This is a genomic window from Paenibacillus sp. WC2504 (genome assembly GCF_052682475.1).
On sequence record NZ_JBQZFH010000001.1, the window covers coordinates 6,792,693 to 6,817,361 of the forward strand.

The 24,669-nt window shown below is 49.3% G+C and carries 18 protein-coding genes; 1 reads left to right on the forward strand and 17 read right to left on the reverse strand.

Features of this window, described 5'->3' with window-relative positions; all coding sequences use genetic code 11:
- Window positions 1-31 precede the first annotated feature (31 nt).
- From ACUN27_RS30710 to ACUN27_RS30775, 14 genes are all read right to left on the reverse strand, one after another.
- On the reverse strand, window positions 32-2,170 hold the full coding sequence (locus ACUN27_RS30710; RefSeq protein ID WP_445560162.1) for a TIM-barrel domain-containing protein: 2,139 nt from the start codon (window positions 2,168-2,170) through the stop codon (window positions 32-34).
- A gap of 18 nt (window positions 2,171-2,188) precedes the next feature.
- Complete coding sequence (locus tag ACUN27_RS30715) at window positions 2,189-3,151, reverse strand: Gfo/Idh/MocA family protein (RefSeq protein ID WP_326061850.1); 963 nt, start codon at window positions 3,149-3,151, stop codon at window positions 2,189-2,191.
- A 206-nt stretch (window positions 3,152-3,357) separates the two neighbouring features.
- Window positions 3,358-4,932 carry an extracellular solute-binding protein gene (locus tag ACUN27_RS30720; RefSeq protein WP_445560163.1) on the reverse strand — a complete coding sequence of 525 codons (1,575 nt, stop codon included), beginning with the start codon at window positions 4,930-4,932 and terminating at the stop codon, window positions 3,358-3,360.
- Window positions 4,933-5,063: 131 nt separating this feature from the next.
- Complete coding sequence (locus ACUN27_RS30725) at window positions 5,064-6,632, reverse strand: extracellular solute-binding protein (protein ID WP_445560164.1); 1,569 nt, start codon at window positions 6,630-6,632, stop codon at window positions 5,064-5,066.
- 53 nt (window positions 6,633-6,685) lie between these two features.
- Window positions 6,686-7,555, reverse strand: coding sequence for a carbohydrate ABC transporter permease (locus ACUN27_RS30730; protein ID WP_315953418.1), 870 nt, complete (start codon window positions 7,553-7,555; stop codon window positions 6,686-6,688).
- A gap of 30 nt (window positions 7,556-7,585) precedes the next feature.
- Entirely contained in the window at window positions 7,586-8,542 is a 957-nt protein-coding gene (locus ACUN27_RS30735; RefSeq protein WP_315953417.1) for an ABC transporter permease, read from the reverse strand.
- Window positions 8,543-8,664: 122 nt separating this feature from the next.
- Window positions 8,665-9,864 carry a glucuronate isomerase gene (locus ACUN27_RS30740; RefSeq protein ID WP_326061848.1) on the reverse strand — a complete coding sequence of 400 codons (1,200 nt, stop codon included), beginning with the start codon at window positions 9,862-9,864 and terminating at the stop codon, window positions 8,665-8,667.
- A 39-nt stretch (window positions 9,865-9,903) separates the two neighbouring features.
- The gene (locus ACUN27_RS30745; protein ID WP_326061847.1) at window positions 9,904-10,896 is read right to left on the reverse strand and encodes an aldo/keto reductase; all 993 of its coding nucleotides are present in this window, start codon (window positions 10,894-10,896) and stop codon (window positions 9,904-9,906) included.
- Window positions 10,897-10,935: 39 nt separating this feature from the next.
- A complete protein-coding gene (locus ACUN27_RS30750) occupies window positions 10,936-12,714 on the reverse strand; it encodes a glycoside hydrolase family 36 protein (RefSeq protein WP_445560165.1) in 1,779 nt (592 codons plus the stop codon).
- Window positions 12,711-13,085 (reverse strand): cupin domain-containing protein, encoded by a 375-nt coding sequence (locus ACUN27_RS30755; protein ID WP_315953413.1) that lies wholly within the window; start codon window positions 13,083-13,085, stop codon window positions 12,711-12,713. The genes ACUN27_RS30750 and ACUN27_RS30755 overlap by 4 nt, the downstream gene beginning before the upstream one ends.
- A 2-nt stretch (window positions 13,086-13,087) precedes the next feature.
- Entirely contained in the window at window positions 13,088-15,301 is a 2,214-nt protein-coding gene (locus ACUN27_RS30760; RefSeq protein WP_445560166.1) for an alpha-galactosidase, read from the reverse strand.
- Between the two features lie 25 nt (window positions 15,302-15,326).
- On the reverse strand, window positions 15,327-16,706 hold the full coding sequence (locus tag ACUN27_RS30765; protein WP_445560167.1) for an MATE family efflux transporter: 1,380 nt from the start codon (window positions 16,704-16,706) through the stop codon (window positions 15,327-15,329).
- 13 nt (window positions 16,707-16,719) lie between these two features.
- Entirely contained in the window at window positions 16,720-18,105 is a 1,386-nt protein-coding gene (locus ACUN27_RS30770; protein ID WP_445560168.1) for a family 4 glycosyl hydrolase, read from the reverse strand.
- A gap of 567 nt (window positions 18,106-18,672) precedes the next feature.
- On the reverse strand, window positions 18,673-19,977 hold the full coding sequence (locus tag ACUN27_RS30775; protein WP_445560169.1) for a sn-glycerol-1-phosphate dehydrogenase: 1,305 nt from the start codon (window positions 19,975-19,977) through the stop codon (window positions 18,673-18,675).
- Window positions 19,978-20,197: 220 nt separating this feature from the next.
- Between ACUN27_RS30775 and ACUN27_RS30780 the strand changes: the two genes are divergently transcribed.
- Window positions 20,198-20,911, forward strand: a complete 714-nt coding sequence (locus tag ACUN27_RS30780) for a DUF2161 domain-containing phosphodiesterase (RefSeq protein WP_445560170.1) — start codon at window positions 20,198-20,200, stop codon at window positions 20,909-20,911.
- Window positions 20,912-20,918: 7 nt separating this feature from the next.
- On the opposite strand, the gene ACUN27_RS30785 is transcribed toward ACUN27_RS30780, so the two are convergent.
- From ACUN27_RS30785 to ACUN27_RS30795, 3 genes are all read right to left on the reverse strand, one after another.
- Entirely contained in the window at window positions 20,919-21,869 is a 951-nt protein-coding gene (locus ACUN27_RS30785) for an NAD(P)/FAD-dependent oxidoreductase (protein WP_379173648.1), read from the reverse strand.
- Window positions 21,870-21,938: 69 nt separating this feature from the next.
- Window positions 21,939-23,168 (reverse strand): MFS transporter, encoded by a 1,230-nt coding sequence (locus tag ACUN27_RS30790; protein ID WP_315953406.1) that lies wholly within the window; start codon window positions 23,166-23,168, stop codon window positions 21,939-21,941.
- Between the two features lie 112 nt (window positions 23,169-23,280).
- Window positions 23,281-24,600: an ABC transporter substrate-binding protein gene (locus tag ACUN27_RS30795; RefSeq protein WP_315953405.1), complete on the reverse strand. Its 1,320-nt coding sequence runs from the start codon at window positions 24,598-24,600 to the stop codon at window positions 23,281-23,283.
- Window positions 24,601-24,669: the final 69 nt, after the last annotated feature.

Here is a 24,669-nt window from a genome sequence, read left to right on the forward strand (position 1 = left end):
CTCTCAGCGTTGCTAATCCAATTATGATAACCTACTGCTGTTCGTTCATCAACAAATGTGTTTGGGCAAATCGCCAAGTGACTTTCTGATAGGATGAGGATCCATCGTTTTCTCCCATCCATGCACCGATATAATGACCATCCTGATCGATCGTTACGCTCAAATTCCACCAACTGCATTTGCCTTGCTCGTAATCAAAGGTTTCGCCATCATCGTCATAAAGCCTTGCTGTGCCGGGTTCAGTGCCAAAGTGCACCAATTCAATCTCCGTAAGCGTCCCAGGTGCCGGAACATGCGAAAGCGCAGCTGTCATGGGAATAATGGAGCCGCTTTTCACAAAAACAGGGATATGCTCAAGGCCCGCCTGCACACGAATCACACGGCCGCCTGTATAGCGTTCTCCCGTCTCCAAGCCATACCAAATACCAGCGGGCAGCAGCACCTCACGCTCGGTTTCCCCCTCGACCAGAGGAGCAACAAGCAGGGCATCCCCGACCATATACTGATCGTCCCACTCTCTAGCCTTCTTCTTGCCGTAAGCGGCATCCGTCGTATTCAAAAGCTGCTGCTCATCAAGGGCTAACTTGGCTTCACCGTCAGCAATCTCTTCCGGCGTCAGTACGAACGGCATCGCCCGAAACGGCGGAATCCCCTGCTCGCGGTAAACAGCAAAAGCGGTATACAAATACGGCAGAAGTTTCATCCGCAGTTTGATATAATGCCGCACGGTGCCCTCTACCTCGGGGAAGGACCACGGTTTGGTCCCGTCTCCCCATGCATTCAGCATGGCCATCGGCGAGAAACACACCGTTTGCATACGCCGAACCCAATCTTCGGCATTTCTCGCCCGGCGGACCTCCGGTGTCCACAGCAGACCGCTGAAGGAAGCACTACAAATGCCTCGAATAAACTGCTTATGGTCATATAAATCCGAGTACAGAACATAAGGCATTGTCGAGGCAGCGCCGCCTGAAGCTCTGACCAGCCCGTACGTCCGGCGATTCTGGCTTCGGAAGAGATCAGCCGTCATTTTTTGGAACATCAAGCCATACATTTGTCTCATCTGCTCGCCGTCCAAGCCGGAAGGGAACTTGGCATGTGCCGGGAACATCCATGAATTGTTCGTCAATTCGCTGCCATCGCATTCATCCAGCTTGTACCCTGACACTCCGATTTGGATATGCTGTTCCTCATGCTGTTTCTTATAAAGCTCAGCTGCTTCTGGCAGCGAGTAATCCGGCGCAAGCCCGCCCCACACGGTATGAGTTCCCGAAAGCGGCTGCAAACCTGCATACAATTCGCTCTGAGGCGAAACGTAGGGGTGCTCCCAAAGGTTTACACGGAAGCCCTTCTGTGCCAATTCTTTGACAAAGCTAGCGGGCTCAGGGAATCGGCTTTTTTCCCATTCATAACTGACCGGATAACTATGGCTATGCCAGCCAGGCTCAAGTCCAATAACATCGCAAGGGAAATCGTTAAGGCGGAACTGCTCGGCTTCTTCAAGTACTTGCTGATCACTGTATAGTGTCGGAACACGGTGCCAGAAACCTAGTCCCCATTTCGGAGGCAAAACGCCTCCCCCGCACATTAAATTGTATCTAGCTACCACCTCAGAAAGAGTAGGCCCGCCAAATAAATAGACGACTGCGCCTTCGGCAGGAATCTGGATTTCCACTCGTGAAGCAACCGGCGTTGCCTTCCACCCCTTATCCGTATTGCGATCACGAATCTCTTCATGCTGCGTATCCTCTTGCTTCAAAGTAGAGCCGCAATGCATGGTTACGATGCGTGACGTATCCACCCAGACCCCATACCCTTGATCGCTCACATAAAAAGGGACGGGAGCATGCGTTTCACCGGTATCCTGCTTAGGATCGCTATTAACACGCAAAAAGCGGGTTCTTCCCCGTTGGTTCATTCGCAGCAGTTGAAGGCCTGTCCCATACAGCTTCTCGGTCCTATTTAGTGGTAAGGACAGAATAAAGCGCCCTCCCGCCTCCTCCAGCTGAACACGATCCCAGGCAAAAGGTGGCTCTACCTGCGGCATTTGCTCCAAAGCCTCATCCTTAGGTGCAACCCCCATCCAGGTTAACGGTGTGATCCCCTGAGGCTCTCCAATTGTCAAACGCCAGATACCTGGCGCTGTTTGTTCCCATTTTGTGATCGGCATGCTCGAACCTCCATTCATCTAAATTATTGGAACGGGAATTGCGTACGTCTTCCCGAATTCGCTAGCCAACTTGGCATAATGCACAAGCGCCTGCGTTTTCAAATAATCCCGACCGCTTGTCTCCGACTCTCGCCCTTCCCGCAGTGAAGCCAGGAATTCAGCCAGCGTATCTGTTAGATCAATACCGCTATAGTCCTCGATCAGTTGAGCCTCTCCGTCCCGTATGACGCGAATCTCTTTACCGACGTATTCAATCGCTCCCTCCGTACCTTCCAAGCGCCAATTCCCGCTCCACGGTGTTTCAGTCCCTCTGGCCGAGATGGAGGCGTTATATGAAGCCGTTATGCCGTTATCCATCTCCAAGAACACATAAGCATTAATAATGGCGCCGTCCTGCTCCCACGCATTGATCGGATTGTACAGCCTCGCCTGCACCGTTTTCCCTTCTCTTCCGCTAAAATAACGGAACAAATCAAAGTGATGAACACCAATGTCATCCAGAATGCTGACGGTGTATCTTCTTTGTACGTTGTGATATCTATAAAACTGTACATCCATAGAGGACAGGCTGCCGATAACGCCCTCGTCTAGAAGCTGTTTCATTTTACGTATATGCGGCATTCTCCGATAATTTTCTGCGATCATAAAAGGCAGCTTTTCTCGCTCCGCCCGAGTCACCACTTCAATGGATTCCTCATAATTAAAGGAGATCGGCTTTTCGCATAAAACCGCCAATTTACGATCAAAAGCCGCATGATTCACCACAGTGTGCACCATCGGAGACGTTACATTGACAAGAAAATCCGCTTGCTCTTTCTGTAAAGCTTCCTCTAATGAAGTGTAAAAAGGAAAGCGGTCATTCTGCATTTTCTCTTTCATCGCCTCATCCACTTCGACAACAGCTGCCAATAAACCTTGATCTCGCAGGCGCTTATACCAGCTAAATCCTGCCGAACCTAAACCAACCAATATCGCTTTCACGCGTTGGTCACCCCTTCATCGTCTCGTTGCCTTCATTATAGGAATTAATCCGCCACGCAGAAAGGATAAAATTAAGATCGTATGTCATTTTTTACGATTTTGGCATAGGGTAACCTCCTATTTCATTGAAATAACGCCCTGTAGTTCCCCTGGGAATAAAAAATATCCATCAGCAAACAGCTCTGCTAATGGATACTTTTCCGCCTTTATTTAATATCAATCATAATCGCGCCTTGTTTCTTGTTCCAACGATCGGTCGCTTCTTTAATTATCTCGTTACCGCCCTTAGACTTGTACTCTTCGATAACTTTAGGCCAGTCGCTGATCGGCTCTTTGCCGTAAATCATTTTAATCATATGATCAACGATAATTTTGGGACCTACATCGGGTTGCGGCGCCGCAAGATCCGGGAATTTAGAGAACGTGCTCAAATCCGGATAGAAGCCAATACCAGGCAGCCCTTCCTTCGTTAACACCTCATCAAAAGCTTTCAATGTCGCTTTGCCATCCTCGTTCAGCAGCAATCTTGGTTTATTGTAAGTGGAATCATGTACCGCCCACATCGTTCCGCTGCGGAAGCCTTCTTCATCCGTCTCTTCCTTGGTCGTAGGGAACTTGTAATTAATGTTGCCGCTACTGTCCTTGGTGTAAGTATCCCCTTCAATTCCGAAAGTGAAGAAAGTTTCGGCTTCCGGCGTAACCATCCAATCGAAGAATTTAATAATGTTTACAGCCGTTTCTTGCTTCACGTTTTTGTTAATAAAGAAGGTGCGAATGACCGGCGCATAATAGAAGTAGCCGCCTTTCCCTTCCGGCCCTTTGGGCGAAGCAAAGATCTCGACCTTGGACCCTGGAACGGCTTGTTGAATTTTCGTCCGGTATCCTGGCAAGCCTGAAGCGTTCTGCGACCAGATACCGGCTTTGCCTGACTCAATATTTTTGGAGAAATCCGTGGAGGAAATTGTAGCGAATTCCTTTGGAATCAAGCCTTCATCGTACATCGTTTTATACGTAGTCAGCGCTTTTTGTACATTTTCTACATCGAAAAATTTCGGAACAACCTGACCGTTCACCAATTCAAATTGATCCTTGTAAGGAAGCACGTCGTACGCGCCCAAAATAACGTCCGCATACTTGAAGTTTTCCCTCATCTGATACGGATTCTCGACGCCCAGCTTCTTGAACGCCCTTAGCACATTCAGGAATTCATCGACAGTTTTCGGCGCTTGAAGCCCTGCCTTCTCCAGCAGATCCGTACGAATGTAGGTCGAACGACGGGATGGATTGCTCAAAAATTCAGGCACGCCATAAATTTTGCCTTCATATGAAACACTATCCCAAGCGGCTTTCGGAATCAATTTCATCAAGTTCGGAGCGTACTGTTTCAGCAGATCATCCAGCGGCATGAACACGCCGTTCTCCACGGAACCGGACATGGACTTACTGCCTGGACCGCCAATGCTGCCAACAACATCCGGGATGTCGTTACTTGCGAACATGACGCCGAATTTGGCATCCTCCATCACCTTCACGTCAAGATCCGTATTGGTTAGCTGCTCCAGCTTCAGCACCCATTTGTCCTTGTTCAAATCCGGTACGCGGGTATGATAGCCAGTACTGACTGTCGTCGGGAAAAGGATAGAGAATTTCGCCGGTGCTTTCTTCGCATCTGTAGACGGCTGCGACGACGCTTTTTCCGCTACTTTGCTATCTGTTGAACAAGCGGTGAGTGCGGATGCTGCCATGATGACAGCGAGAGTGAGACTTATCGTTTTTTTCATATAACCCCTTCTTTCCAGCTTTTTTGCAAGCGGTTCCACTGCTCAGTGTTATCATAACGACTGCTTAAAATTTTCTGAATGTATAAATTTAAGGAGCTATGTCATTTTATACGATTGCTAAGCGGTCATCCTCATTTCTTTCCAAGAAAAAGAACGCCCTTTTTATTTTGATAACGATCGGTTGCTTCTTTGATGATTTCATTGCCGCCTTTGGTCTTGTATTCTTCAATCACCTTCGGCCAGTCAGAAATCGGCTCTTTGCCGTATATCATTTTGATCATATGATCCATAATGATTTTCGGAGCTGCATCCGAACCTGGCGAAGCAGCATCGGGGTATTTGCTATTCGCCTCCAAATCCGGAGCAAAGCCAATCCCAGATAATCCTTCATGAGCAAGAATGTTATCGAAAGCATCCAGAATATACGGACCGTTCGGATCTGTTTCCATTTTCAAACGGTTCACCGTACTTTCATGGGCGGAGTGCAAGGTGCCTCTATGATCCTGTTCTTCCTGTTCTTCTTTGTTAGTCGGCTCTTTATACTTGATTTTACCATCGACCACCGTATATGTGTCGCCTTCAATTCCGAACGTGAAGAACTTATAAGCCTCGTCTGACGACATCCAATCAAAATATTTCACGATCTCCGCTGCCGTCTCAGGCTTCACATTTTTGTTAATATAGTGCGCACTTGTAACCGGTAAATACATCAGATAGCCGCTTTTGCCATCCGGACCCTTAGGCGAAGCTATCACACCGACTTTCGCGCCCTTCACGGCGTTCGGAATATTCGTCCGGAAGTCATTTAAACTGACCAAGTTTGAAGACCATATGCCTACTTCGCCGGCTCGAATGTTTTTCAACCAATCCGTCGATGACGTCGTCGCGAATTCCTTAGCCATCAATCCTTCATCGTACATGGTTTTATAGACGGATAAAGCTTTCGTCATATTGTCCACATCAAAAAATTTCGGCACAACTTGACCATTGACCAATTCGAACTGTTCTTTGTAAGGAAGCACGTCGAAAGCGCCGAGGATCGTATCGGCATATTTTAACGTTTCACGCCCCCCATAGGGGTACTTAACACCCATCTCTTTAAATTTGCGGAGGACATTCAGGAACTCATCAACCGTTTTCGGTGCCGGCAATCCCGCCTTCTCCAACAAATCGGTACGAATAAAGGTTGCACGCCTGGAGGGATTGTTCAACCAGTTGGGAATGCCGTAAATTTTGCCATTATACGATACGGCTTCCCAGGCTTCCTTCGGTACCATTTTCATCAAATTGGGAGCATTTTGTTTTAATAAGTCATCCAGAGGCATGAACATACCCGCTTCTACAGAACCGGACATCGCTTTGTCTGTCGCTGTCCCCAAGCTTCCCACGACATCGGGCACGTCATTGCTGGCGAACATGAGGCCCATTTTGCTTACTTCCGTAATTTTTAGCGTGAGGTCGGTATTCGTCAGTTCTTCTAACTTTTTCACCCATTTGTCATTGTTAATATCGACACGGGTATGGTAGCCGGTATTGGCCGTTGTCGGATACGAAATGGAAAATTTCGTTGGCTGCTTTTTCGCCTCCGGTGCCGCCGTAGCCGCAGCGGTTTGCTGCGGCTCTGTAGTTCCTGTGGAGCATCCGGCCATAGTTCCAGCAGACAGTGCTGCGGCTAATGCCACAACTGCTACTTTTTTCAATGGAATCCCTTCTTTCTAATCGAAATTAGATGTGTTTCCATAAGGTTATAAGGTTAAGACTTGACGGAGCCTACCATCATACCTTGAATAAAGTGCTTTTGCAGGAACGGATAAACCAGAAGAATGGGTATTGTTGCAACAACAATAACGGCCATTTTGATCCCTTCAGGTGAAAGAAAGAGCATTAATTCGGATGATACATCCGATTGGCCGAACTGATCCGTAAATACAATCTCCCTTAAGCGGACCTGGAGCGGAATCCAATTCCGGTGATCGATATAAAAGACGGCTTCAGCATAACGATTCCAATGTCCAACTGCATACATGATCCCCATGGTCGCCATAGCGGGCTTGGAAAGCGGCAGTACAATGTTCCACAAGATCCGGAACTCCCCGCATCCGTCCATTCGGCCTGAATCCAGCAGCTCAACCGGTAGGTTCAGAAAGAAAGATCGCATAACAAATAGATTAAAAGCACTGATCGCCATCGGGAGCATCAAAGCCCATAGCGTATTAAGCAAGCCTAACTGCTTCACGAGCAAATAATTCGGAATTAGCGGTGCGCTGAAAATCAGTGTAAACAGCACCATAATCAGAATTGATTTACGGAACAAATATTCCGGCCTGGAGAGCGGATAAGCCAGTGTCGTTGTCATAAACAAATTGATGAATGTACCGAATACCGTAATAATGACGCTGTTCCGGAATCCTAACCAGATTGTCGGATCTTGCAAAATAAGCTTATAGCTTCCCAGTGTAAAACCAACCGGCCACAGAGAGACCTGCCCAGCATTAATCGCGACGTTATTGCTTAAGGATTGAGCAATAATATGGATAAGAGGAAGCACCATACTTAGTCCGAGAGCTCCCAACAGAATAATATTAATAAAATTAAAAATTTTATGGCCTCTTGTCATAATCATAACGAACTACCTCCTTTCTTATCTGTGTCATTAATACAAACCTTCACCCGTTACTTTTTTGCTGAATGCATTACTGAACATGATTAACGCTAAGCCGACAACCGACTTGAACAACCCAATAGCCGTTGTGTAGCTGTACTGACGGTCGACAAGTCCTGCACGGTATACAAACGTATCGATAATTTCCCCATTTTCGTTGTTGAGCGGGTTAAGGAAGACGAAGACACGTTCAAAGCCAAAGTCGAGAAAGTTTCCGATATGAAGCAAGAACAGAATGACAATCGTCGGTAAAATCGTCGGAATCGTAATGGAAAACACTTGCCGCAATCGGCTGGCACCATCAATTTGTGCGGCCTCGTAGAGATCAGGGTTAATCCCTGCAATAGCAGCCAAATAGATAATCGTCCCCCAACCGCTGTCTTTCCAAATGCCTGAGGAGATAAGAATCGTACGGATATATTCATTTTCCCCTAAAAAGTAGATCGGATCGACGCCGAATAAGCCGAGAAGATGATTAACGATTCCAGTAGACGGGGAAAGTACGCCGACAACAACCCCACCTACGATGACCCACGAGAGAAAGTGTGGCATATAGACCACGGTTTGAACGATTCTTTTGTAAGTCATGATGCGTAATTCATTGATTAATAAAGCTAAAATAATGGGAACCGGAAAGGCGAAGAGCAAATCGTAGATCCCGATCAAAATCGTATTTTTCAAAATCTGCAGAAATTCGGTGTACTGGAACATCCGCTGGAAATTTTCAAGTCCAACCCATGGACTCCCCTTAATGCCTTTGAATATGTTGTAGTTTTGAAAAGCAATAACTGAACCAAATAAGGGGACATATTTAAAAAGCAAGAAATAAATAATACCCGGTAGTGATATGACATAAATCGGCCAATGTTTTCGCATAAAAGCCCACTTCTGGCTCTGCGATGTGAAATTGTAAATTGTTCGATCAGATGGCTGAATTTTACTGGCCATGTTCTCCTCCCCTTCATGCCTGCAGCATTTAATGTACTTCTTTATCTTACAAGGGTTGGTAGTAGCTAGCGATGGCGAAACTTATAGCGCTTTGTGTTTTTTTATGATTGTTAAGCGAACAATTAACACTCTATGCCGTATCGTTTCGCTGCACTTCGATACAGCCAATCTTCCGCAATTTGTAGCGCCGTCGACTGGTCAATCCAGCCCGCTTCAATTTGATTCCACAGGAACTCGCCCACTAGTCGCTTAATCACGATAATTTTGCCGTAGCTCCACTCCATGCAGCGCGCATCGGACACGATCAGCGAGCTTTTGATAGCAGGCAGAGCCTCCAGCCTGTACTGCATGCTGTCACGGTATGTGCTCGCCCGGAAGTTAAACCACCAGTGCCCGCCAACGTGCACGTTAGGGAAGTTCCATGCAGCCTGCACGATATCCAGATTATTCAGCTCCGATGCCACGACAAGCTCAAACGGACAGGCGTACGCTTCAAATAAAGCGGACAGCTTCAAGATACGTTCCGGATCATTGACCGGCACAGCTGTTCCACACCAGGAGCGCTCTACGCCGAGAAATAGCTGCACGAGCAGTCCCCTCTGTTCAGCTGCTGCACCGATTTCGTGTAAAAGCAACATCAGGATCTCGTCTTTGGTGCTGTCCTGCCCGATAACGACCTTATGATTGGCGCTGGCCTTATAGCTTGGCAGCGTCGTCATAATCCCTTTGACGCCATCCTCTTTGTACGCATCCAACAATTTGCCCAGCTTCGCACTAGTTTCCGCCAAGGCCGCAGCACGGTCACTCGACGCTTCGATGTCCTTGACCCACGTCCCCAATTTGCCATCAATTCGCGGAATAAGAATGGCATTGTGCGCCATACCTTGAAACTCGGCGTGCTCCGGGATATTCACGACGAAACGTCGCGCTTGCATACGGTTGGCTACCTCTTGTGCCCAGTCGGCCCTTTGAGCAGACTGCTTGATGGCCCTATCGGCTTCCAGCACGGAAGCTTTATCGCTGAGCGTTATGCCATAAAGATCTTTGAGAATGTGCGTAAACGCAATGTTCATCAAGGTATTTCTGGTTGCTTGGTACGCATCCAAGAACGCAGAGATTCGCAAATCCTCCGGCAGCTCCATCGCACCTGCCGGATAACCTGCTGCCTGCATCTCGCGAAACAGCCAGAAGTAATGAGCTATTTCCCAAAAATCCGCAGCAGCCAGACGATCCCCCACAAGGTGGGTGTGAGTATCCAAAACCGGTTGCTGCAAAATATGTTTCGTGAATGCTTCTTTACTGAGTTGTATCCCCATGCTCATTTCTATTTCCTCCTCCTGCTGCTACGAAATTCGAATCTATTAACCTGCAAGAATTTGATCAATCAAAGCCAATTCTTCCTCTGTAAAATGAAGCTGGTTCAAAGCCGCCACATTATCATCCAACTGCTGCACTTTGCTTGCCCCGATTAAAGCGGAAGTCACGTGCCCCTTGCGAAGAACCCACGCCAGGGCCATTTGGGCCAAGCTTTGTCCCCGTTCCTGCGCTATCACGTTCAATCGGCGCGATTTCGCAATTTTCTCTTCGGTGATGTCTTCAGGCCGCAGAAACACACTGCCTCCGGCGGCACGCGAGTCGGCCGGAATGTTCTCCAAATAACGATCGGTGAGCAGTCCTCTAGCCAGCGGGCTGTAAGCGATCGAACCGATGCCCTCTTGGGCCAGCACATCCTGTAAGCCTTGTTCCAGCCTTCTTTCGAACATGGAATAGTGTACTTGGTGGATCACGAACGGAGTTCCCAGGCTTTTCAAAATACTCGCTGCCCGTTCCGTCTGCTCTGCATTATAGTTGGATACCCCAACATACAGCGCTTTCCCTTGGCGTACCGCTTGATCCAAAGCGCCCATCGTTTCTTCAAGCGGCGTTTCGGCATCAAACCGGTGCGAATAATAAATATCGACATAATCCATGCCCAGACGTTTCAGGCTCTGATCAAGGCTCGCCAGCATGCTTTTCCGCGAACCACGTTCTCCATATGGGCCATCCCACATACGATAGCCGGCCTTCGTGGCGATGATCAACTCATCGCGGTAGGGGTGCAGATCCTTTTTCATAATCTTCCCAAACGTTTCTTCCGCAGAACCTGCCGGCGGACCATAATTATTCGCAAGATCGAAATGCGTAATCCCCAAATCAAAGGCGTGACGCGAGAGTGCCCTGCTGCTCTCGAACGTATCTACGCCGCCAAAGTTATGCCATAAGCCGAATGAGATCGGCGGCAGCTTAAGTCCGCTTTTTCCCGTCTGATGATAAGCCATTTTGGTATATCGTAGTTCGTCTGCCAAATAGTTCATGAATGAAACCTCCTAATAGGTACGAGTTGAATAGAGTGATTATGAAAGGTAGAGGGTTGCCAGGCCGGAAGCTGGAATCGCCAGCTTATGAATACCTGCCGTAAACTGCGCGTACCTTTCCTCAACAATCTCACCCGTGCACGATGTAATGACCACTTTCGCTGCCTCAACCGGTTCTGATACCTCAAGGTACAGTCCATCCTGCCTTCTGCCGTTCACCACTATCCACTTCGACACAGATCTCGCAGCTGGAATAGACACAATGCTGTCATGGTAAGCGACAACAATCCCTTTATCACCTTTAACAGAACGTACAAGTGGATATAACAATTCCGGATTCATCGGCTCCATGCTGCCGGCCAGAAGCAGATCCCGGTTCTCTTTCCAAAAAGCAAGCCAATAGCCCAGCATCGCCAAATGGTCGGACGGCAATTTATCCAGAAGGACAGAAACTTGAGGGACGGAGAACAAGCAGTTAATCAGCTGGAGTGCGGCGCTTTCCACCGGCTCCTCCGGATGCCACATGATCATATCCGCATGAGCCGCCGTATTTCCGCAAATCAGTCGAATATCAATCGTCCGCACCCGGTTCTGAATGCTATCATTCGGACAATCCGACGCACGGAACATATTGCCGTACTTGCGCATCGCCGGCCCAATATACATTTGGCGAAACTCAATCATGATATCGGGTTTCAGCTCTCTCAGCCTGCCGATCGAATCCGTCAAGAGACGGTCAACAGCCGCCGGAATCGACTCATAATCCTTCCCTTCAACAGTTGAAGGGAGCTGCAGCTCCGGCGAATAAAACGTATCGATGAAATCCAGCTTGAATCCGTCCAAGTCCCATTCTTTCACCGCTTCTTCATATTTATGAATGATATACTCACGGACATCCGGGTATCTCGGGTCAAGCACGGCAGCGCCATGATTCTCATTAAAGCGCAAAATTTTATCCTTGAATTGATCCCACACACGACTGTATTTACCGATAAACGGCACAGAGTACCATAGAATAAATTTCATACCTAGACGATGAACCGCATCCACATGCCGCTTCATATCGGGAAATTTCCCCGCGTATGTCTCCCAATCGCCACAGTAGGCATACCCTCTGCGGTTATCCTCCGTCTGCCAGCCATCGTCAACGATGACGGCTTCCATCCCGAGCTTTTTGGCAATCTGGCACTGCTGTTCAATCTGTTCGTCCGTTACATTCTGGTGCATGCTGTACCAAGTTGAGTACATCGGTTCTTTGGCAGCGGCTGGGACGAAGGCAGGTCGGTACTCCGGCATTGAGCTCCACCACTCCTGCACGCCTTGTAAGCTTTCGTAGTAAGGAACATCTCTTGTGTCCACGAGAAGTTTGGCCTCATACGAACAAAAGGGAGCTGTCGTCTCCGCAAATAATTGGACCCGGCAATGGAAGTCCGCTTTCTCCTCGCTAATGCCTCCCGAGTAATGAACGGTATTCAGCGCATCCGAATACGCGAATGTAAGCCGATTGTGGCCAAGACCGTTAAACAGCGCATAAACAGGGGCCGAGGCCGCTGCGTTCGAGCGCAATGTGCGCATCCAGTCCGCCTTAAAGCTTTTATTACGGTCTTGCGCCGGATGCCAGCTGGCCTGAATGTCACATGCGGGATGGGACCAATTGATCGTTAAAACAGGGGGAACTGCCGCTTCTTCCGCATCCAGACGCAGCGTGATTAGATCGAGGCCCTCTTGCAGCTTCTCAGCTGCAAGGGACACCGTGAACGGATCACTCGCTCCATCTAACGTAAAGGTATGGGCAGCCGTCGTGATTTGCCGGTTCATACGGACTCCTCCTGCTGTTGATTCTTATGGCGGTTCAAGCCTGCATGGCACCATACGGTCACAATCGGATCGTCTTCACTCGAATTGAGATGATGATCTTCGCCTGGCTCAACAATCACGATGTCCCCCGTTGTAACCGGCGTATGCTCCCCGTTAATCTCCATGGTTCCGCTCCCCTGCAAAATGATGAACGCCTCACAATCCCCATGGATATGATAGTCTCTGCCATCCGGTCCATCATTGGTGTGACTGCGCTCACCTCGTTTGGCAAATGAAAGACCCCCTGAAGATAAGTAATCCCCTGGCAAAACATCTTGCAAAATGTGTCCGCTTTTGGTATCCCGCAGCTCGCTCAAACGCAGCTTTATCATCGTTACCCCTCCATTTTCAAACGGTAAAGGCGACTTCGAAAATCGCCTTTCCAGATCGGTAATTGCAAACCAACATGCATTAAATCGTCTCCGCCAAAACACGTAGCTCCAGTCTCATCAGGAGCATCCGCATCATACAAAAGATAATTGGCGCCTGCTTCCAAGCCCTTCAGACGCAGCTTCTTCAGCGGAGCATTGGGCTCAGCCAGCACTTGGAAATAAGCGACAAGCGCTTCTTTCTGATCCTCCGACACGAACATCCAAGCCGCGTCTACACCTTGGAATGGACTGCTCAACCGGTAAAATTCCCCGAATTGAATCAGCGGACGCAGCTGCTTATAGAGCGCAACCTGCCGCTTTACAGCTTCTTTTTCCTCCTCCGTAAACGTGGTCAAATCCAGCTCATAGCCGAAATTGCCCGACATGGCGGCATGTCCCCGCATATCCAGAGGAGTCGTGCGATGGACTTGATGATTCGGGATCGTAGAAACATGCGCCCCCATAGCGCTGATTGGATACACAATACTTGTGCCATATTGGATTTTTAGCCGCTCCACCGCATCCGTGTTATCACTCGTCCACGTCTGCGGCATGTAGTAAAGCATACCTGGGTCGAACCGCCCGCCGCCGCCGGAGCAGCTTTCGAACAACACGTTCGGAAATCTGGACGTGATCCGCTCCAACACTTCGTAGAGCCCAAGCATATAGCGGTGGGCCGTCTCCCGCTGCCGCTCCGGAGGGAGCAGAGCTGAACCGATTTCCGTCATATTGCGGTTCATGTCCCATTTAACATAGGCGATCGGACTGCTGGCCAGTATATCCGTTATGACAGTTACGATGTAATCCCTCACATCTTGGCGCGAATAATCCAGAATCAGCTGCTGTCTCGCCTCTGTCCTGCGCCGACCCGGCACGTGTAGACACCAATCGGGATGTGCGCGATACAAGTCGCTGTCCGGTGACACCATTTCCGGCTCAAACCACAGACCGAACGCCAGTTCCTGCCGGTTCACACGGCTAACCAAATCCGGCAGACCCTTAGGCAGCTTGCCCAGATCGACGAACCAATCTCCGAGCGAGCTTTTGTCATTGTCCCTTTTGCCGAACCACCCGTCGTCAAGGACTAGCAGCTCTAAACCGAGCTGTTTTCCAACGACCGCAAGCTCTTCGATTTTATCCGCGTTGAAATTGAAGTAGGTTGCTTCCCAGTTGTTGATGAGAATCGGTCTGTGACGATCCCGAAACTCCCCTCGGCATAGTCGCGTGCGGTACAGCTTATGGTAAATGCGCGACATGCCGCCAAGACCTTCTGCTGAAAATACAAGAACCGCCTCAGGCGATTGGAAAGCTTGCCCCGGTTCTAACAGCCAGGAGAAGTCAAAGGCATTAATCCCCATGACAACACGGGTTGTTCCATAAGGATCTACCTCTGCTTGCGCAACAAAACTTCCGCTATATACAAGACTAAAGCCATAGGCTTCTCCTTGATCTTCATCCGCCTGCTTCGAGAGCAGGGCCATAAACGGATTGAGCGAATGGCTGCTACTCCCCCTCCGACTCTCAATCACAGATCCCCCCGTTGCCAGAGGGCGTCTTTCGATATGGCGCTCGCGCGCCCAGGTTCCGGACAAATGGAGCATATCGAACTCGGAATGCGAGATGTCGAGGCCGAAACTCAACGCTCTGAGCAGCTTCATCGAACGGTTTCCCGTATTGATGTATCGAACGGATCTGGCAACCGCATCATGATCTCGAAAGACCGTATACGTCAGAATGGCTTGCAAACCGATCGCGGCATCTGTCAAAACGATATCGAGACTCTCCGCTTCGCCGTCCTCTTCCACATAAGTAGCCGGCAAGCCCTCCAGCTGCGGTTTACCCGCATATATCCGATGAGACTCATAAATAAGCTCACTGACGGTCGTCCCGTCTTCCATCTGCACCTGATAGGCAGGTACACGAAAATCACTGCCCCCATACGCCGGAAATTCCTGCGGCAGCGTATCGAGCGACAGCGTTAAATCATCCGGATCCGTAGACGGCGAAAATGAGCAGCGGCGCCGCATGGCGAGCAGCCCGCCAAGATTGCTTCCCCGCACCCGGCGTCCAAAGTGGACGTGAGCAAGATATTTGGATTTAACCAACTGCATGATGTAACTGATCGACTTCCCTTGAAGATGGAAGGTTTGCGAATTCGGATCGTACACAATTCCCATATCCTGAAGCTCCTTTCTTGTGCCATTAAATCTTTACATGTTTCCAAACCATCCGTTTAAACCTGAAATAAATGAGATTTGACCGTAGAAACTGATCGCAGGCAACAGCACTCCATAAGCCGAACATCCCCCACGAAAAGATATAAACAAATAAATAACTGAGCATGACCCGCACGCCCCAAACACCAATCAAAGTCGAGTACAATGGAAATCGCGTATCTCCAGCTCCCCGCAAAGCTCCGCCAAGAATGAACTGAGAGATTTGGGAAATTTGAATAAAACCAACGATCCGAAGCGCCCATGCCCCTTCGCGGATAATGGTGGCGTCATTTGTATACAGCCTAAAAATGGAGGGGGCAAACAAGATAAACACCGCCCCCATGACACCGCCTAAGAGCATGCCGTACTTCCGAATTTGCCAGACATACCGTTCAGCAAGGTCGGGTTTGCCGACGCCAAGCGTTTGCCCTACCAACGTAGAAGCCGCTATGGCAAAAGCAGCCCCGGGCATAAACGAGATTCCGATAATACTCGTCACAATTTGCGAGGCGGCAACCGCAACCGTTCCAAGTCCTGCGCATATTTTGACAAACGTCATAATTCCCAGACGCATAATGAGCTGCTCAAGGCTTGAGGGGATCCCGATTCTCAACATACGGTAAATCATGCTTTTATCCAGACGGCTTACCTCCGCCCAGCCAATCCGCACCGCAAATTTCCCACTGAACATAACGACTAAGAAGGCGATCATCGCCATAGCCTGAACCGCCAAAGTGGCGATAGCTGCTCCAGCAACTCCCATTTCCGGCAGGCCTAAATGGCCGTAAATCAACACAAACCCCAGGGATATGGACAAACACCCCGACAACACATTAATTTTCATTGGCGTCCGGGTGTCTCCAGCCCCGCGTAGAATAGCGGACAAAGCGGACGAGATGGAGGAAAATCCAATGGATAGAAACATCAGCCGGGCATAGTTCAGCCCATAGTGAACAACCTCAGGGCTAGCCCCCATCATTCGGAGCATCTCCTCCGAAAATAAGATGCCAAGTGCAACAATCAGAACGGCGAGCACAGAGCCGAGCATGAGCGATTGGCCGGCAGCCCGGTTCGCCTCCCCCCTATTGCCTGCTCCTGTGGAACGGGCAACAATGACCGTTGTGCCTGTATTCAGCGCCGCAAAAAGGACGGTCATTAGCATATAAGGCTGGCTTGTTAATCCAACAGCGGCAACCGCAACCCCTCCTAAATGGCCCACCAGAATCATCATCACCATTTGTGTCAGGTTAATGAGCAGCATCTCCGCCAAAGAGGGTCCGGCAAGTTTAAAAATCATGCGGCGGACCGCCTTGTGATCCTGCGGATCGACCGTGACGGAATCGCTGTAGGCTTCTGCTGCTTTCATGATCGGGCCGCCATTAGATGTTCCATCCCGGCAAATACGATTTCGTATTTTGCAGCATCTGCTCGAACAACATCTCCGCCTGATTCACATCGATGTTCACAAGCGGGTCATTCACAAAAGCATTGAACGCTAACGCCTTATCCTTTTGTAGAGCAGCCTTCAAAATTAGTTCTTGATTCACCGTGTGCTGCAGCACCAGATTATGCACGGCTGGCGGAAGCTCTCCTGCATAAACAGGGCGCAGACTGTTCGCTGAGAAATAAGCATTCGTCTCCACAACCGCTTCGAGCGGTATCCCCTTCATTTGACCCACATTCGGAACGTTGACATTCGTAACAAAGGGTTGAAGACCAATTAATCCTTTGAGCTGTCTAACTTCTTCCTCACCCGATGCCTTCAGCGGCAGCTTCTCTTCTCCACTAAGCAGCTTGCGGTAAAAAAGCTCCGTCGCAATGTGCTTCTCCACACGGCTTTCGACCGTCGTCAAGCCAAACTTCCAGTAGCGAACCGTATCCGGGTCCTTCATGTACCAAGGAGGCATAAATTCTGCCAGATGGCGATCGCCTGCCGCCGCAATAATCCCATAACGACGGAACAAATCAAACTTCACTCGGTTAGCGGCCGTGTACGTGTTCGTCATCCAGGCATCTTTGTTATGCTCGAAACCCGTCTCGTAATACTTATCTACAAACTTCCGATACATCGGAAGCAGATCGATATTTTGATAAGTGGCTTGATCGATCCAAGTAAAATGATTAATGCCCAGCACATTCACTTTCACTTCATCCCGGTGCACGCCCTCTATCCCTTCCATGTCACGCAGCATGCGAATCAGTAATCCTTGCGTACCAAAAATTTCATGGCAGCAACCGAGCGCCTTAATGCCAGGAAACACTTCGTATAACGTTCTCGTACAAAGCGTCATCGGATTCGTATAATTAAACACCCAAGCATCCGGCGAAAAACGCTCGATGGCTTGTGCAATTTCCACGTACATCGGAATCGTCCGCAGCGCTCTAACCAGCCCTCCAGGTCCGGTCGTATCACCTACCGCTTGGTAAATGCCGTATTTTTCCGGTTCATGCACATCGGAGGCCATCTCCTTGAACGTTCCGGGAAGAATCGAAATGAACACAAAATCACAACCACTTAGCGCTTCCTTCAGCGTCGGATAAGCCTTATAGGTCCATCTGGACTTCGTTTCGGCATAATCAGAAACCGAATTGCCCAATTTTTCGTTATTTTTGGCTTTGTCGTAGTCAAGATCATACAACCGAATCGTCCCTGACAATTGTTCGTCCAGCGCAAGATCCGCAATGAGATTTTTGGCCCAATACATGGAGCCCCCACCAATATAAGCAATTTGTATCTCATTAACTTTCCCGTTATTGAATTTCATTGTGCTTTTGCTCCTCCTCACCATCATCCAATCCTGCATACGCTACAAGTATAGAAAACAATCTGAATTAAAGGGATGGCAAAAATTTAGCGAGGTTGTGATTTTTTACACTTTTCACTCTTGCGGCATTATAAAAAAGACCGTTCAGACGCTCAGTCTGACGGTCTTAGTTTTTTTGTAGACAGTTGCTCTGCTGCTTCTACTTTTTTAGCTACCTACTCACCCTACTACTACCACTGTTTCTCTAGATACTTGCTTTGTTACTTCTACTTTTGCTTCTTAACTAGCATCCCTCGCTCTGCATTGGATGAAATCCAATGAAAGTACCCTTTTAAGCCATATTTTCCACCTTATATTGGAAGAAATCCAATGCGCCTCCTTCAAAACAGCCCATTTCAAGCTAAATTCGATCACCTCATTGGATTTAGTCCAATGAGATTGCTATTTTAGCCGTCCTATCCGCCCTCTCATTGGAATTCATCCAATGGAGCTCCCAGGCTCCGCTGGAACACAACAAAAAGACGCCCGAAGGAGCAAACAAAACTCCCCGGGCGTCCCAAACATCGTTTACAGCAGTCGCAGTAAACGCAAAACCGTAAACCGGTTGCGCACAAACAGCGCATCCCGCAGTGACGCCTCCACCAGCTCCGGCTCCACGCCGAGCTGCTCCGGCGCAACCGGTCCCTGCACATCCCCGAGCCAAGCAGCCAGCTGCTCGGGTGCAGGGACCGCTCGGGCGATGGCTTGCACATCGCCCCACCTCGAAGCGATGCGCGCTTTCAGCGCCTCGCTGTCAACAACACCGCCATCCGCCGGGAAATTCTCGGCGATGACTTGCTCAGCCATGGCCCCATAGGCCCCGCGGATGCGCTCCGCATCCGCCTCCCGGCTTGGGGCCTGGCTTTGCGCTAGGCGCGTAGCCGCCTCAGCGGCCGTGATGTCCCGCAGCGACGCATAGCGCTGCGCCATCATCACGGTCGCGACGCCGACCTTCGCGCCGTGCAGCAGCGCCCGGCGGCGCTGCTGCAGAAGCACCATCTCCCAATAGTGGGAGAGATGGTGCTCGGCTCCGGAGGCCGGCCGCGAGTGGCCGACCAAGAGCATGGAAAGGCCGGACAACAGCAGGCCTTCCATTAGCTTTAACATGCCGAGATTCGTGCGCTGCGCGATCTCGTCCAAGTGAGCCGTGCATAGCTCCACGGCTTCCAGCGTCAACTGCGCGCTCAGCTCGCAGTAGTGCTCGTCAAGCAGCACGCGGCCAAGCGACCAGTCAGCAAGCGAGGTATGCTTGCCGAGCATGTCGCCGAGGCCGGCTGCGATCATCGCTTGCGGCGCTTCCGCGAGCAGCGCGAGATCGGCAAAAATCGCTTCCGGTGAGCTCGCCGGAATCGTCGTTTTGAAGCCGCGCACGATGAGCGGTGCGCCGACCGAAGCGAAGCCGTCGACGGATGGCGCTGTCGGCACAGAGAAGAAAGGCCGCTTCGTGCGGTGACCGACGAAGCGCACGATGTCGTGCAGGGTCCCCGCCCCCACGGCAATCAGAACCTCCGATGATAATGGCGTGTCCAGCAGCAGCTGGACGATCGCTTCCTCATCGGCGGCAACTTCTCCCATCGCATTCTCACGGATCACGCTGATGCTGACCTTGACTTGCGCGGCTTCCAGCAGCCCGCGCAGCTTCACGCCCGCCGCTTGATACGTCTTTTCGTCCGCGACAAGCGTGACTTCACGATACCCGGCTTCTTTCACATAACCGGCCACCTGCCCCAGCGCATCTCGCTCAATCACGATGCGTCGAATCGGAACTTCATGCTTCTGACCACAAGCGCAATCAATCGTACGACCAAGCCATGTATCCAAAACCTCACTCATTCCCCAACATCCCCTCTCCATCTTCAAACCAAACGCCATCACTCGAACTTCAGCTTCCTCGAATCTCCTACTCCATCACTTGAACTTAAGCTTCCCTGAATCTCCTACTCCATCACGTCTCTCAAGATGTACGTACAAGTACTTCTTCCCCTATTTTAACAAAACCTATGCTATAATGATACACACTGCCTTCATCGCAAGTAGGAGGAGAATAGCCATCATGCCCATTCAAACCGAAACGGAGCTCTATGCTCCGGTGAAACAATATTTCGAAGAGCGCGGCTATGCCGTTCGCGGAGAAGTGAAACATTGTGACCTAGTCGCCATTCGCGGGGATGAGCCCCCCATCGTCGTAGAGCTCAAAAAAAGCTTCAACATCCCGCTCCTTGTGCAAGGTATCGACCGCCTTCGTCTAACGGAGCAAGTGTATGTCGCTTTCGAATTACCTAATAAAGGGAAAGCTCCACATCGCTTGGAGTGGGAGGACATCCGGCGTCTCTGCCGCATGCTGGGGCTTGGCGTCTTAACCGTACAATTCTACAAACGCAAAAAACCCGCAGTCGATCTCGTCTGCGAGCCTACGCCTTATACATTACGCCATAACAAAAGAGCGGCTTTACGGGTCGTCAATGAATTCCATGAACGCAGCGGCGACTACAACGTAGGGGGCAGCTCCAAGCAAAAGCTAATGACCGCTTACCGTGAGAAATCGCTGCATTGCGCCTATTTGATGCGTGAGCATGGACCACTCAGTCCGCGGAAGCTGCGGGAACTGACGAATAACAAAGCCGTCAGTTCCCTGCTCCAAAAAAACTACTATCGCTGGTTCGTTCGCCAAAGCCGCGGCATCTATCACATTACTCCGCTTGGTGAAAAAGCTTTGGCAGACTACGTTCACGTAACGACCGCTTTTTCTCCTGCGGAAGCACCCTAAGAATTCCTTAAGAGCGAACGACCACTTTATGAGCGTTCGCTTCTTCTTTTAACATGAGCAGCACTTTGTTCATCCAGATCGCGGCTTGTGCGCCCTCGCCCATCGCAATCGTTACCTGCTCCGCGTGAACACCTACATCACCAGCGGCCCAGAGGAACGGCACACTGGTCATTTTGGAACGGGCATCTGTCATGATGTGGCGATTTTCCAATCGTTCCGCACCTAGCTGACGAGCCAGATCCGACTTCACTTCATTTCCACCAAAAGCAATGAATCCGCGCTCCGCTTCCAGACGCTTCCCATTTACGGTCACAAGGCCGCCAAAAAGCCCATTTTCCTGTCCAAGTACCTCTTGAATATCATCCGCTATGTAAGTGATCCCTTTTTTCTTAAGCTCTTCCAGATTACTGCCTTTTACAGCGCACAAGCCATGGTTAACGTAAGTCAGCTTGTCCGTGCGAAGGCTGAGTTTCAGTGCCATGGCCGCTCCGACATCACCCGACCCCATCACAATCGTCGCTTTATTTCTTATTTCATACCCATCACAATCCGGGCAGACATAAATCGTTAATCCGAGGCAGGGCTTTAACCCTGGAATGTCAGGTATGCGATCCATCAAGCCTGTAGCTAGCAGCAGCGTCGGCGCTTCATATCCTTGACCAGACTTCCCCCATAACTCAAAGCCGTCGCCCGGCTTTCCTTTATTCACTGCTTGTACAACTTCATCCTGGGCAAAAGCTACCCCCAACCTCTCGGCCTGCAGCCTTCCCAGTCTCCGAAGCTCTTCTCCTGAAACACCATCTGGCCAACCCAGAAGGTTGTGATAACTTTTGCACAAGGTCGACCTGCCATAACCGGCATCAATCACGAGAACGCGGTGTTCATATCTGCCAAGCTGAATACCCGCCTGAAGTCCGGCAATGCCTCCGCCAACAATTATACTGTCATACTGTTCCATAACCTGAAGTCCCTCTTCTCCTATCATCTATCCCTAGGATAACCGGGCAAGGGTGCTTTCATGCTCTTGTTAACGATTCTTAATGGACCAGACCAAAGCGAATTGCGTGAGAGAGGCGATCATCAGAATCCACGGAATCATCCCGCCTTCCAAATCACTGCCAAATGTAATGAAGCAAAAAATGGAAATAACACGCCCTACATTTAGAAAAAGCTCTCGAACGACAACGCTTTCGACTTTCAATTCGCCCTTAAGCGGCAATTTGGCGATTAGCCCGTAGTAGTAACCCGTCATGGTATTGCCTTGCAGCGGCGAAAAGACTGAGTATAAAATCATAAATCCTACGACAGTCCAAATAGTAATGCTTCCTAATAAAAGCGACACACCTACCAAATACCCTATCGTGGAAATCGCTAGATACAAACGAGATTTGCTGCCCTGCGCATATTTGGAAATAAACATGCCCATGGCTATGCTTAAGCTGGAGTAAAGCACGCCTAGATAACCTACAATATCTTCCCGCGGCATGACTTGAAACAAGAGAATGTTCGGAAGGAATAACATCGTGCCTTGGAGTAAGCCCATACCGAAAAAACCAAGCAATGCCTTCAGCCAGTCTCGGTTTTTTTTCATAATGAGCCCAGTCCATTTTAAATAGTACACGCGATGATGTCCGCTCGAAGCTTTTATTTTCATAGATATCAAGGCAGCAAGTAGAAACATACAAAAAGCAATACCAAAAACGATGGTATAGCCGCTTAAGCCCTCTTTTAATCGAATAATAAACCCGGCAAGCGCCGGTCCTGCCAGAGAAGCCATCGTGAAGAAAATCATATTGTAGGCAAGATAGCGAATACGATTCTGCTCGGTTGAAACATCGTACATAAGCGTCAGATAACCTACCCAGTAAAAAGCAGCGGCGAGACCATTGAAAATGGCGAACGCTACATAATATTTCACAAGCGCTTCTTGCGCAATAATCACACTCAAGTAAAATAAACCGATCAGCATGATGCCTAAGCGGTACGAGACCATTCTGTCTTTCTTTTTGATCATCCAGCCGCCAAGGGCGAACCCAATCGGTGTCAAAATGTAAACGATAATGTTGTAAGTTCCATTCACGGCTACGCTGTGTGTTAAACGCCATAGATATAAGTTCAGAAACACACCCGACATCGAAGCGCCGAATTGAAAAGTAGAATGGATAATGAGCGAAATAATCGCTTCTCGCGTTAATCTTTTCTCTTGCGGCAAGGAGTTTCCCCTGCTTTGTAACCAAGTCTTGAATCGTAAATCCATCGTAGCCCCCCGCTCCTCAGTCTTCCTTATTGTAACAGCCCCCCCATCCTTCTGTTAAACGGCAAAAAGCCCCAGCTTTGGCGCTGAGGCTCTATTTCTATCCAATATCGTATTACTTCTTCAAGCTATCCCATGTTTTCTGGAATTCATCAAGCATTTGGTCCTTCGTATACTTCTTCGCGACATAACCTTGCATAATATCGCCGAATTTTTTACTGGATGCTTCGCCGCCAGGGAATTTGAACCAGTTCCAGCTCAATGTTTTACCAGCTTTGCTGTAGGAAATAATGTCTGCCGCCAATGGTCCAAGTACTTTCTCGTCAGCAGGAATGGATTTGAAAGCCGGGATGAATTTGAACTCGTCTGTGATATACTTTTTACCCACATCGGATGTTACCATCCAGTTCAGGAATTTCTTCGCTTCGTCTTTCACAGCGGAGTTTTTGTTGATTACCCAGTTGTTCGGAACACCAACAAACAATTTGTCGTTCGATGCAGCATCATCGTTGATCGGCATTGGCAAGAAGCCAACTTTAATGTCCGGGTTCGTTTTGGAAATTTGGACTTGTGTCCAGTTACCTTGCTGTGTCATAGCCGCTTTGCCGGTTGCAAAATCAGTTACTTGCGTGTTGTAGTCTGTTTGCAGCGGGTTTTTGTTACCATATTTCAATTGAAGATCAAATAAATTTACCCATTGATTAAATTGCTCATTACCCGGAATTTTCGCTGTTCCTTTGTTCAAACCGTCGATGAAAGCATTCGGATCTTTCTGATAAGCAAAAGGAAGGTTTACGAAGTGATTACCCAGTACCCACCACTCGCCATATCCGGTTTCAAAAGGTGTAATCCCTTGAGCTTGCAGCTTTTTAGCGGCATCTTCCAATTGTGTAATTGTTTTTGGAAGCTCTGTAATACCAGCTTTCGCGAACAAATCTTTATTGTATTGGAAGCCGTAGCCTTCAAGGTTCAGCGGTTGGCCGTATAGTTTACCATTTTTGGTCATGGGCTCTTTCGCCACGTCTACAAGGTCACTAACCCAAGGTTGATCGGAGAGATCTTCCAAGTTGTCGATCCATTTGTCCAGATCCGAGAAGCCGCCATTGTTGAAAATGTCCGGTTTGTCGCCGGAGTTGAACTTCGCCAGCAAAGCTGCGCCGTAATCTGCGCCGCCGCCTACCGTATCAATTTGAATTTTCACATTTGGATTCAGCTTTTGATATTCAGCTACCAATTTACCCAATTGATCAGCAATTTCTACTTTGAACTGGAACATTTTAATGGTTACAGGTTTACCAGCCGCAGCAGGTGTCGCTGATGCTGATGTCCCGGCTGAAGCAGCAGGCGCAGGTGTCTCTTCTTTTTTACCACAGCCAGCTGCAACCACAGAAAGTGTGAGTAATGCAGCCATACTGACCATCGTTAATTTTTTCATTGAGGTGAAGCCTCCCTTTTTTTGTTTACTCAGCTTACCCTGATAACAGGCCGTTCATTCCCTCGTCAT